Raw genomic sequence first — 11,094 nt, forward strand, 5'->3', positions numbered from 1 at the left:
CGGGGTATTGTACACCGTGGCGTAACCACGCGACTCGGGCCAGCGCTAGCCCCCCGCCGGCAGCAGCCGCGAAAGCCTGCTCAGGAACTCCGCGCTGCGGACCTCGCGCTCCAGCAGGTAGCGGATGTCCCCGCCCTCGACGCGCTCCAGCTCCCGCGACAGCGCCCCGTCGATGCGAAGCCCGCGCACCTCATCGTACGGGTGGTCGCGGAAGAAGCGCATCACCTTCAGCGCGTTCACTGAGAGCGGCAGCAGCGGCGCCCCCGCCCGCTCTTGCGGGCCGCCAGGGTCGCCCCCCCGCGCGCACCGCGAGCACACGACGCCGCCGAGGCCCGGCGTGAAGAGGTGCTCGTCCGGCTCCACCTGCCTGCCGCACATCACGCACTGCTGCAGCTCCGGCATGTAGCCCGTGAGCGCCAGCACGTGGAAGGCGAAGTGCCACAGCAGCAGGTCGCCGTCACCCTCGTTGAGCATGTCCAGCGCGTGCAGCAGCAGGCGGAAGAGCTCCGGGTTCGCCTGCTCCTCCGGCGCGAAGGCGTCGATCAGCTCCGCGCAGACCAGCCCCCGCGCGATGCCCTCGAGGTTGCTCCGGAGCGCCGTGTGCCCGTGCAGCGTGTCGGCGCCCGTGACGACGTCCGGCCCGCGCCCCCGCGCAAGCTGCAGCGACGCGTGCACCAGCGGCTCGAGGTGCCCGGCGAGCCGGCTGTTCGGACGCCGAAGTCCCCGCGCAACGAGCCGCAGCATCCCGAAGTCGCGCGTGTACACGGTGAGCATCCGGTCGGCCTCGCCCGACGAGGCCTGGCGCAGCACGACGCCCTCGGTCTTGAAGGTGCGCGGCTTCTCGTACGAGGAGGTCACGGCTGCCCCGGCGGCCTAGAGCGTCGAGAACTCGCCGCCGCCGACCTCCAGCACCTGCGCGGTGATGTAGTCGGCGTCCGACGACGCCAGGAAGGCGATCGCCTTCGCCTGGTCCTCGGGCACTGCCGGGCGGCGCAGCGGGATGCGCTCCGAGTACTTCGCGCGTTCCGCCTGCGTCAGCGTGTCCCACCGCACGGCGGCCACCCGCGGCGTTAGCGTCAGCCCCGGCGCGACGGTGTTGGCATTGACGCCGTAGGACCCCGCCTCGTTCGCGATGCGGTTCGTCAGGCTGACGATACCCGCCTTCGCCGCCACGTACGACGCAACGACCTCGCTCTTGCCGTAGCGCACCTGCGAGGAGATGTTGACGATCTTGCCCGACTGTTGCCGTTTCATATGCGGCAGCGCCGCCTGGCAGTAAAGGAAGACCCCCGTCAGGTTGAAGTCCAACACCTTCTGCCATTCCTCGAGCGTCACGTCCTCGATGCGGGCCCGGGAGTCCGGCGCTCCCGCCGTGCCGCCAATGCAGTTCACGAGTATGTCGACGCGCCCCCAGCGGTTGACGACGTCCTCGACGGTGGCGCTCACCTGCTCGGGGTCCATCGCGTTGCTGACGTAGGGGACCACCTCGCCGGCCATGCCCGTGACCTCGCCCATGAGCGATTCGAGGAGCGCGCCGTCCACGTCGACGGCCGCCAGCTTTGCGCCCTCGCCGACCATGATGCGGGCCGTCGCCGCGCCGATGCCGCCGCCGGCCCCCGTGATGATGGCTACCTTACCCTCGAACCTCATGGAATCCTCCCGGCCAGGTGGGTGTGCGGAGGCAGGATAACCCGGAAGACGTGGCACGGCTAGGGCACAAATGTGTAGGTGCAAAGATTGTGCGCCGCGAGACCCTGAACGCCCGCCCTAGAAGAAGTCCTGCCGTCCCTCGAAGGCGCGGCTGATGGTGGTCTCGTCCGCGTACTCGAGCTCCGCGCCGGTGGGCAGCCCCCGCGCCAGCCGCGTGACGCGGACTTCGAGCGGCTCCAGCAGCCGGTAGAGGTACATCGACGTCGCCTCGCCCGCCATGTTCGAGTTGGTCGCGAGGATGACCTCGCGAATGGGCTCGGCGGTGCTCGCGCTCGACTTCAGCCGCTCGATAAGCTCCGCCATCTTGAGCTCGTCCGGCCCGATGCCGCTCATCGGCGAGATCGCCCCGTGCAGCACGTGGTAGAGCCCGCGAAAGGCATTCGATCGCTCGACGGCCAGCACGTCCAGCGGCTCCTCCACAACGCAGATGGTCGTGCGGTCGCGGTTGGGGTTGGCGCACAGCGGGCAGGGGTTCTGGTCCGTGATGTTCTGGCAGTGCACGCACAGGCTGACCAGGTCCTTCACCGCGAGAATCGCCTCCGCGAGCGCCTTGGCCTCGCGCGCCGGCATCCGCACCAGGTGGTACGTCAGCCGCTGCGCGTTCTTCGCGCCGATGCCGGGCAGCTTGTGCAGCTCGTCCACAAGCCGCACCACGGGCGCCGCCGCCGGAAGCCCGCTGTTGTTGCCGCTGGTGGTCATGGAGTGTCCTGCATCGTCCTCGAAATGCTGTCAATCAATTAAGCACATCCGCTTCCCCAAGCCAGCGGACGTTGCTGAATTGGAGGCTTGCCGCGCGATAGAACCGCTCGTCAGCCGTCCACAGTTCGCCATCCAGAGCTTCCGCAAGGGCCAGGTAGATGCAGTCGTACACGGCGGGTTGTCGCAGTTGTCTGGCCAACGCCATACCCCTTTGATGAATCCCAGGCGGTGCGTGCAACTCCAGCCGTAACTCGGGGGACAGCAAGTCATCCATCAAGGAGCTCGCCTCGTCTGCGTCCAGCGTCGACTCATGTACCCTTCGATGAAGCGCGTTGGCCACCTCGGCCACCATGAAATAAGGGGCAGCCAGCCTTGCCCCCTGTCTTCTCCACGTTGCCAGCGTTGCCCTCGCCCTATCCGAATCCTCCTCCATTACCAACCACTTGAACGCCAGACTGGCATCTACGATGACGAGTCCTTGTCTGGAAACAACCACCCGTCCATCTCCCTCTCACGGATTTCGCGGCCCTCTCGAATGTAGTCGACCGCAGTCTTGGTGGTGGGTTTTGCTGAACCGTACTTTCTGCGCGTTGCCTCAAACATGGCGAGGACGGTGTCCTCCTCTACGCCTTCACCCTTGGCGGCGCCCTCCGCCCCCTCCCCCACGTCCTGCGCGAGCTCCTTGTCGATCGCCTCGCGGCAGTACACGCTGACGCTGACGCCCTTCGCGGCAGCAGCAGCCTTCAGGCGCCGCTTCGTCTCGGCGTCCACGCCCAACGTGACCTTTTCTTTGTGCTGTTCCATGCCTGTATAAACCTCTGGGCTACGCGAAGGACGGTTCCCGTCAAATAGCATACACCCGTCGCCGGCAAGCTACGAGCATCCTGGTCGGCGGGCCGGCGGTGAGGCGTCCCTACCCCAGCCCCGGAATGTTCATCCCGCCGGTGATGGCCGCCATCTTCTGCTGCGCCAGGTCCTGCGACTTCTGCAGCCCCTCGTTGACCGCCGCCATGACCATCTCCTCCAGCACCTCCACGTCGTCCGGGTCGACGGCCTCGGGGCTGATGGTGATGGACGTGACGGTCTGCTTGCCCGTGACGACGGCCTTCACCATGCCGCCGCCCGCCGTCGCCTCCACGGTCTCCTGTTCCAGCTCCTCCTGCAGCTTGGCGAACCGCTGCTGGAGCTGCTGCGCCTGGCGCATCATGTTCCGGTTCATTCCGGCTCCTCCTGTTCTTGGATGACTCTGGCGCCCAGGTTCACGGCGCTGCGGACCAGGTGCCCATGCGCGTTGCCCGGCTCGCCATTGGCCTCTCCGGCCTCCAGCCGCAGCCCGAACTCGCCCCCCAGCGCGCCCGCGATCGCCTCCGACACGGCCTGTCTGCTCGGCGGGTGGTCCAACTCCTCCTGCAGCCGGTCGCGGTTGGGCGCGTTCTTGAACACCAGCACCAGCGTGGCGTCCTCCACGTACCGCTGCCGACAGTCCAGCAACAGCGACCCTATCGTGTACTTCTTGCCCCGGTACCGCCGCAGCGGCTGCACCAGTGCCGACCACTCGGCCTCCTGCACGGCGCGAGCGCCCGCCGGGACGGGCGGCGGAGGTTCCGGCACGCGAACACCCTCCTCCGGCGCGGGCGCGTAGTCCCGTCGAGGCGGCGCGTCCATTGCCGGCCGCCCGACCGGCGGTCCCGGCGCTCGCGCGGACTCCCCGCCGCCGCGAGCCGGTTGCGGCGCGCGAGGCGGCGGTTGAGGCGGCGGTGTCGCGGCCACGGGGGCCGGAGAAGCGACTGCTTGCGACGGGGCCAGCTCCTCCGGCGGCGACGCCGCCTCGATGACCGCCAGCTCCAGCGGCAGCCACGCCGGGCCCTCGCCCCCGCGCACGTTGGCGCGGCCCACGAGCCGCATGGCGCGCAGCAGCGCGTTCCAGTCCGCCGACGCCGCGATCTCCTTCACGGCGTCCTGGTCGTCGGCCGACTCCTCGGCCCCCCCAACGCCCGACTTCTGCAGCAGCACGGCCCGCAGCCGCTCGACCACCTGGCGGTGGAAGGGGCCCGGCTCCAGCCCGCCCGACGCCGCGTCCGACGTCACCCGCAGCGACTCCTTCAGGTCGCCGCCGAGCACGTGCCGCACGAGCTCCAGCGCGCGAGGGTCGCGGCTCAGCCCCAGCAGTTCCTCCACGCCCGGCATGGTGATGCTGTTGCCGTAGGAGAGGGCCGTCTGCTCCAGGATGTTCAGCGCGTCCCGGACGCTGCCGCCCGTCGCCCGCGCAATGGCCGAGAGCGCCTGCGGGTCGCACGCGTAGCCCTCGCCCTCGCAGACGGTCTGCAGCCGCGCCTGCACGTCCCGCGGCGCGATGCGGCGGAAGTCGAAGCGCTGGCACCGCGAGACGATCGTCGCCAGCACCTTGTGCGGCTCCGTCGTGCACAGCACGAAGTAGGCCCACGGCGCGGGCTCCTCCAGCGTCTTCAGCAGCGCGTTGAAGGCGAAGTCCGTCAGCATGTGGACCTCGTCGATGATGTACACCTTGGCGCGCCCCCGCGCGGGCCCCGCCCCGAACACGCGCTCCTGCATGCTCCGCACGTCGTCGATGCCCCGGTGGCTCGCCGCGTCCATCTCGATGAGGTCGAGGGCGCGGCCCTCGCTCACGTCCGTGCAGAAGGAGCAGGTGTTGTCCGGGTCGCCGTCGTTCGGCCCGTTCGCCGGGTCGAGCCCCTCGCAGTTCAGCGCCTTGGCCAGGATGCGCGCGGCCGTCGTCTTGCCCGTCCCGCGCGGCCCGCAGAACAGGTACGCGTGCGCCACGCGCCCCTGGCTCACGGCCTGCCGCAGCGTCTGCACCACGGCGTCCTGCCCGGACACGTCCGCAAAGCGCTGGGGCCGCCACTTCCTGTAGAGGACCTGCTCCGCCACTGCTGCCTGCCTTGCCTGTTACGCCCCGGCCTTGGCCGGAGTCCGTGTCTTTTCGAGGGTGCCGGCTCGCTCGAGGGTGCCGGCTCTCGCAAGAGCGCCGGCTCTCTCAAGAGCCGCATCCTGCAGCGCGAACATCTCGCGCTCCTCATCGGGCTCCGCGTGGTCGTAGCCCAGGAGGTGCAGGACGCCGTGCGCCACCAGCATCTCCACCTCGGCCGCGGCGGGCCGCCCGGCCTCCCGCGCCTGCCGCTTCGCCTGCGGGTACGAGATCACCACCTCGCCGAGCTCCTCGATCCCGCCGTCCGGGCTGGGGAAGTCCGGGAAGTCCTCGTCGTCAGGCTCGTCCCCGCCGCCCGTGGCGGCGCTCTCCCCCATGTACGGCCCCGCGTGGTGCGGCGAGAACGACAGCACGTCGGTCACCGCCGACTCGCCCCGGTGCCGCTCGTTCAGCTCCAGCAGCGCCTCGTCGTCCGCGATGACCACGCTGACCTCGCGCCCGTCCGGCGACGCCCCGGCCGCCTCAAGCGCCGCCTCCGCGACTTCGCGCAAGCGACGCTGCGTGACGCAACGCCTGAATGACGGGAACACCAACACGCTGATGCGGGATGCACGGGGAGGCACTGAATCGCTCCGTTCTCTACCCCGCCCACAAGGACGGGCTGCCGCCGGGGCGGATGCTGAGGGGAATGGTAGCATAGCGAACCCCTCGCAAACAGGGCGGCGCGGAGCGGTTGCCAGCACAACCCACCCCGCGCCGGACGCTCCCGCAACGTGTCCCTGGAAGCTAGTCCTCTTCCGGCAGCAGCACCACCCGCATGTATTCGTCGAGGCTGAAGTAGCGCAGCGCCACTTCCTCGATGTCCTCCAGCGTCAGGGCCTCCAGCGCCGCCTCATAGTCGAGAATCGCCGCGAAGTCCTCACCCCGCTGCGCGGCTGACGTTATCTGGCCGAGCCAGAACCCGTTCTGCCGCAGGCTCTCCTCTCGACCGGACCGCAGCAGCTCCTTGGCCGTGTCCAGGTACTCCTGCTCGCCGCCGGCCCGCAGCCACTCCACTTCCTTCAGGACCTCGGCGAACAGCTCGTCCGTCCGCGCGGGGTCGCTGCCGAAGATGATGGAGATCAGGTACTCCGCGTCCGGCAGCGAGTTGCCGCCCGCGTTCGCCCAGATGCCGTAGGTGCCGCCGAGTTCCTCCCGCACCCGCTCTCGCAGCCGGATGCCCAGCATCTCGCCCGCGACGTTGAGCTTGAGGACCTCCCCGCGGCTCCACTCCAGGTCGCCCGCGTACACGACCACCGTGTTGGCCCGCGGCTCGATGCCGCTCCGCACGACGCGGTCCACCAGCCCCGTCGGTGGGTCGATGTCGTTGTCCCGCCACGCCTCCGCGCGCCCCGTCGTCGGCAGGCTCGCCAGGTACGTCGACGCCAGCGACCGCAACTCGTCCCAGTCGAACGCGCCGACGAATACGAACGTCGCGTCGCCCAGGTCCGCGAACCGGTCCGCGTACACCGCCTCGACGCGCTCCATGCTCAGCTCCTCCAGAAGCGCGACCGAAAGCGGACGCGCCCGGAAGTGGTCCTGGTACCGCACGATGTCGACGGTGTCGAAGAGCACGGCGTCCGGGTCGGCCGCGTTGATCTCGGCCATGCTCTGCAGCCGCGCCCGGTACCGGTCGAAGAAGGCCTCGTCGACGCGCGGCTGCGTCGCGTACAGCGAGATGAGTTGGAACATCGTCTCCAGGTCCTCCGGCGACGCGCTGCCCCGGAACCCCTCGAACAGCCGGTCGATGTAGGGCGCCACCGAGACCCGCTTGCCCGCCAGCAGCTTCTCCAGCGTGACGTTGTCGTGCGGCCCCACGCCGCTCCCGCCGACGATCGCCGCCGCATAGCGCGCCGAGACGTAGTCCTCGTCCTCCACCAGCGAGTGCCCCCGGGGCTGAACGCCCTGAACTCCACCTCGTCGTCGCGGAAGTCCGTCTGCTTGGCGATCACGGTGATGCCGTTCGACAGCGTCCACTGCTGCGCGCCGATCTCCCCCAACGGCTCCTCTGCGACGATGTTGCCCGCGCCCGGGATGACCTCCAGCAGCGGCACGTCGCCCACGGTGTCCGCGTAGGGCTCCACCTGTAGCGTGTTGGCCGTCAGGAGCTGCGCCAGCGTCGCGTCGGCCAGGGCGGTGTCGGTGCTGCCCTCGGTCTCCGCCGGCCGCACGATCAGCAGCGCGGTGTCCTCCAGGCTCGCCCATGACTCCGCCACCTCGCCGAACTCCTCCGCCGAGATCTCCGGCAGGTACTCCTGCACCAGCCCCCACTCGACCTCGATGCCCGGCGACGCCACCCCGTAGAGGAAGTGGTCTACGTACTCATTGATGTAGCTCTGCGTCGTCGTCTGCTCCCGCTGCTTGTAAGAGCTCTCATACGCCCGCTGCAGGTTGCTCTTCTCCCGCTCCAGCTCGCCCTCGGTGAACCCGTGCTGCCTGACGCGCTCCAGCTCCTCGAGCACTGCCGCCAGCCCCGCCTCGATGCCGCCCGTCTCGACCCAGCCGGAGAACGTCGCGATGTCCAGCGGCTCCGCGTACGGCCCTCGGCCCCCGTCCGCCAGCAAGTAGGGCGGATTCGCCGCCTTCGCGCGCTCGGACAGCCGCGCGTTCAGCATCTGGAACGCGAGCAGCTCCACCACGTACTCCCGGTACGCCGATTCGGTCGGCAGCGTCCGGGGGCTCAGTTTCTTGACCAGCACGAACTGCGTGCCCGGCGACTCGGCGTCGGTGAACACGTTGACCCACGGCGTCTGGTGGCCCGTGTAGTCGAATACCGGCCGCTCGGCGGCGGGCGCGGCGGCCGCGCGCTCCTGCATCGCCCCGCCCTCCGGCGGCGGCGCAAAGTGCTCCTTGATCTTCGCCTCGATGTCCTCCACGTCGAACGCTCCCACGGCGACGACGGCCATCAGTTCCGGCCGGTACCAGCGCTCGTAGAACGCCCGCAGGTCCTCCGCCGTCGCCCCTTCGACGACCGACGGCAGCCCGATGGGCGCCCGGATGGAGTAGGGCGACGTCCCGAAGATGAGACTCAACAGCGAGCTCTGGAAGCGTGACCCCCATCCTTGGCTCAGCCGCCACTCCTCCAGCACCACGTCCCGCTCCAAGTCGACCTCCTCCGGGTCGAACGAAATCGCGTACGCCCAGTCGCTGAGGATCTGGAAGGCCGTCTCAGTAACCTCGGGGTCGCCAGTTGGGAACTCAAAGAAGTACACCGTCTCATCGAAGCTCGTGTACGCGTTCAGGTCCGGCCCGAAGCCGCTCCCGATCGACTCCAGGTAGTCGACGATCTCCTGCTTCTCAAACCGCTCCGTCCCGTTGAACGCCATGTGCTCGACGAAGTGCGCCAGCCCGCGCTCGCTGTCCTCCTCCAGCACGGACCCCGCCTTCACGACCAGCGAGATCTTCCCGCGGTCTCGCGGCTCCTCGTTGTTCCGGATGTAGTAGCTCATGCCGTTGGATAGCGTCCCCTGCACCACCGCGGGGTCGAGCTCCAAGGGGACCTCGACGACCGGCTCCGGCGTCGGATCGGGCGTCGCCGTCGCGACGGGCGCCGGCGTTGGCGTGGGAACCGGGGTTGCAGGCGGCGCTACCGTCGCAGTGGCGGTCGGTGCGGGCGCAGCAGCCGTCGCCGTCGCCGTCGGCGCCGCCACGACGGTCGGCTCAGGCGCCGGTTCAGGCGTGGGCTCCTGTTCGCACGCCGCCCACACAACCGCCATCAGGGTAAGCAGAACAGCCACGATCGAAAGCTTGAACTTCACGCTCATTGCTCTCCTTGTCTCCTTGCGCAGTCCACGGGATGGGAAAAGTTGATAATGGAAGCGATTTCCTGCTGGCAGACACAAAACTGCCCGTCCAGTTCACTGCGTTGCAGATTGGACAGGCCGGACATCATTGTGTCACCCGCTCAATACCCCTGCAAGAGCCGCCGGGTAACACTTCGCTTGAATGTTGTACATACCGCCACGCCATGGGGCGGACAAACCGTCACGGCCGCTGGTGGTATGATTGATGCAGGCCAGTGAATCAATCGTGCTTGATTGTTCCACGCGCAAGCATCGGGAAAGTTAGGTACATGCCGACGTTCGACGGCCAGGGAGCGGGGTTTCCGCCGGAAGCTTCAGAAGCCATGAGCGCCTTGGGCGGCGAGGCCCAGGAGACGCTCAAGGGCCTGCTGCAGTTCTTCGAGACTGCCTCGCGGCGGCAGGTGGGGTATCCGACCAACCTGGCCTTCGACTACTCGGCTCTGCTCCCCTTCCTCCAGTACGCCGCCAACAACGTCGGCGATCCGTTCCACGCCAGCAACTACGCCAGCAATTCGCACGAGATCGAGCGCGAGGTCATCCACACGTTTGCGGACCTGATGCGCCTCCCCCGCGATGAGGCGTGGGGCTACGTCACCTCCGGCGGGACGGAGGGCAACATGTACGGGCTGTACATGGGCCGCGAGGCGTTCCCTGACGGCGTCGTCTACTTCTCGCAGGACGCCCACTACAGCGTCGTGAAGATCCTGCGCCTGCTCAAGGTCCGCAACATCATGATCAAGAGCCAGCCCAACGGGGAGATCGACTACGACGACCTCTACGAGACCATCCGCATCAACCGCGACGTGCCCGTGATCTTCATGGCCAACATCGGCACGACCATGAAGGGCGCCATCGACGACGTCACCAGGGTGCGCGCCATCCTCGACGACCTCGCCGTGACCAGCTCCTACATCCACGCCGACGCCGCGCTCAGCGGCATGGTCCTCCCATTCGTCGACGATCCGCAGCCCTACGGCTTCGACGTGGGTTTCGACAGCGTGGCGGTGAGCGGCCACAAGATGATTGGCGCGCCCCTGCCCTGCGGCGTCGCGCTGACGCGCAAGCAGTTCGTCGCCCGCGTCGCCCGGTCCATCGAGTACGTCGGCGTGCTCGACACGACGCTATCCGGGTCGCGCAGCGCGTTCGCGCCCCTGATGATATGGTACGCGCTCCAGCGTTACGGCCTCGACGGCTTCAGGGAGCTCGTGACCGGCAGCCTCGGCGTCGCCCAGTACGCCGTCGACCGCTTCAACGAGGCGGACATCCCCGCGTGGCGCAACAGGAATTCGGTCACCGTCGTGTTCCCCAGGCCATCCGACCACGTCGTCCGCAAGTGGCAGCTCGCGCCGTTCCAGGACATCGCGCACGTCATCACGATGCCGCATGTCACCCGCGAGATGATCGACGAGTTGGTCGCCGACGTCCAGAACGGCTGAATCGAGGAGGTTCGATCTTGGAACGAATCATCGTCATGGCGCAGAGCGAGGTTGGCGTCATCGCGGACATCGCCGCCGCGCTCGCCGGCGCTGGCATCAACATTCTGTCGATCAACACCGAGAACACCGGCGAGACGGGTCTGGTCATCCTGACCACGGAGGACAACGACGACGCCCTGCGCGCCCTCATGGACGCGGGCTTCCGGGCAGTCATCGACGACGTGCTCGTGTTCCGTCTGCGGGACGAGCCGGGCGCACTGGCGAAGGTCGCCCAGAACTTCAAGGACGCGGGCGTGAACATCCAGAGCCTCCACATCCTCGACAGGCACGGCGACTACGTGACCTTCGCCCTCTCCTCGGACGACCGCGCCAAGGCGGAAGCGCTGGTGGGCCCGGAAGCCCTCGTCTAGCCGGCCCGCTTCCCGCGCGCCGCCCCGGCTCCCAGCGTTCCGGCAGGGGGGGGGGGCCCCCCCCCCCCCCCCCCCCCCCCCCCCCCCCGCGC

12 protein-coding genes are annotated in these 11,094 nt (G+C 68.6%); 2 read left to right on the plus strand and 10 right to left on the minus strand.

The window, feature by feature from the left end:
- Positions 1 to 45 precede the first annotated feature (45 nt).
- The 10 genes from recO to OXC99_13175 all read right to left on the minus strand — a co-directional run bounded on the left by recO (position 46) and on the right by OXC99_13175 (position 9,111).
- On the minus strand, positions 46 to 858 hold the full coding sequence (gene recO, locus OXC99_13130) for a DNA repair protein RecO (protein MCY4625926.1): 813 nt from the start codon (positions 856 to 858) through the stop codon (positions 46 to 48).
- Between the two features lie 15 nt (positions 859 to 873).
- Positions 874 to 1,650, minus strand: a complete 777-nt coding sequence (locus tag OXC99_13135) for an SDR family NAD(P)-dependent oxidoreductase (GenBank protein MCY4625927.1) — start codon at positions 1,648 to 1,650, stop codon at positions 874 to 876.
- A 117-nt stretch (positions 1,651 to 1,767) separates the two neighbouring features.
- A complete protein-coding gene (gene recR, locus OXC99_13140) occupies positions 1,768 to 2,409 on the minus strand; it encodes a recombination mediator RecR (protein ID MCY4625928.1) in 642 nt (213 codons plus the stop codon).
- 34 nt (positions 2,410 to 2,443) lie between these two features.
- A complete protein-coding gene (locus OXC99_13145; GenBank protein MCY4625929.1) occupies positions 2,444 to 2,842 on the minus strand; it encodes a type II toxin-antitoxin system VapC family toxin in 399 nt (132 codons plus the stop codon).
- Positions 2,843 to 2,871: 29 nt separating this feature from the next.
- Positions 2,872 to 3,213: a hypothetical protein gene (locus tag OXC99_13150; GenBank protein ID MCY4625930.1), complete on the minus strand. Its 342-nt coding sequence runs from the start codon at positions 3,211 to 3,213 to the stop codon at positions 2,872 to 2,874.
- Positions 3,214 to 3,322: 109 nt separating this feature from the next.
- Positions 3,323 to 3,628 (minus strand): YbaB/EbfC family nucleoid-associated protein, encoded by a 306-nt coding sequence (locus tag OXC99_13155; GenBank protein MCY4625931.1) that lies wholly within the window; start codon positions 3,626 to 3,628, stop codon positions 3,323 to 3,325.
- Complete coding sequence (dnaX, locus tag OXC99_13160) at positions 3,625 to 5,316, minus strand: DNA polymerase III subunit gamma/tau (protein ID MCY4625932.1); 1,692 nt, start codon at positions 5,314 to 5,316, stop codon at positions 3,625 to 3,627. Before dnaX ends, OXC99_13155 begins: the two co-directional genes overlap by 4 nt.
- 18 nt (positions 5,317 to 5,334) lie before the next feature.
- The gene (ybeY, locus tag OXC99_13165; protein ID MCY4625933.1) at positions 5,335 to 5,865 is read right to left on the minus strand and encodes an rRNA maturation RNase YbeY; all 531 of its coding nucleotides are present in this window, start codon (positions 5,863 to 5,865) and stop codon (positions 5,335 to 5,337) included.
- Between the two features lie 235 nt (positions 5,866 to 6,100).
- On the minus strand, positions 6,101 to 6,961 hold the full coding sequence (locus tag OXC99_13170; GenBank protein MCY4625934.1) for an insulinase family protein: 861 nt from the start codon (positions 6,959 to 6,961) through the stop codon (positions 6,101 to 6,103).
- The gene (locus tag OXC99_13175; GenBank protein ID MCY4625935.1) at positions 6,844 to 9,111 is read right to left on the minus strand and encodes a pitrilysin family protein; all 2,268 of its coding nucleotides are present in this window, start codon (positions 9,109 to 9,111) and stop codon (positions 6,844 to 6,846) included. The genes OXC99_13170 and OXC99_13175 overlap by 118 nt, the downstream gene beginning before the upstream one ends.
- Before the next feature lie 314 nt (positions 9,112 to 9,425).
- Here OXC99_13175 and OXC99_13180 point away from each other — a divergent pair, with 314 nt between their 5' ends.
- Positions 9,426 to 10,592, plus strand: coding sequence for a histidine decarboxylase (locus OXC99_13180; protein ID MCY4625936.1), 1,167 nt, complete (start codon positions 9,426 to 9,428; stop codon positions 10,590 to 10,592).
- A gap of 17 nt (positions 10,593 to 10,609) precedes the next feature.
- On the plus strand, positions 10,610 to 11,002 hold the full coding sequence (locus OXC99_13185) for an ACT domain-containing protein (GenBank protein ID MCY4625937.1): 393 nt from the start codon (positions 10,610 to 10,612) through the stop codon (positions 11,000 to 11,002).
- Positions 11,003 to 11,094: the final 92 nt, after the last annotated feature.

The organism is Chloroflexota bacterium (assembly GCA_026713825.1).
Taxonomy (GTDB): domain Bacteria; phylum Chloroflexota; class Dehalococcoidia; order Lucifugimonadales; family UBA1127; genus UBA1127.

Bases quoted from the DNA above. Each gene is read 5' to 3' on its own strand.
- OXC99_13135 (MCY4625927.1), bottom strand. From the start codon at position 1,650: ATGAGGTTCGAGGGTAAGGTAGCCATCATCACGGGGGCCGGCGGCGGC.
- recR (MCY4625928.1), bottom strand. From the start codon at position 2,409: ATGACCACCAGCGGCAACAACAGCGGGCTTCCGGCGGCGGCGCCCGTG.
- OXC99_13145 (MCY4625929.1), bottom strand. From the start codon at position 2,842: ATGGAGGAGGATTCGGATAGGGCGAGGGCAACGCTGGCAACGTGGAGA.
- OXC99_13150 (MCY4625930.1), bottom strand. From the start codon at position 3,213: ATGGAACAGCACAAAGAAAAGGTCACGTTGGGCGTGGACGCCGAGACG.
- OXC99_13155 (MCY4625931.1), bottom strand. From the start codon at position 3,628: ATGAACCGGAACATGATGCGCCAGGCGCAGCAGCTCCAGCAGCGGTTC.
- OXC99_13170 (MCY4625934.1), bottom strand. From the start codon at position 6,961: ATGGCCGAGATCAACGCGGCCGACCCGGACGCCGTGCTCTTCGACACC.
- OXC99_13180 (MCY4625936.1), top strand. From the start codon at position 9,426: ATGCCGACGTTCGACGGCCAGGGAGCGGGGTTTCCGCCGGAAGCTTCA.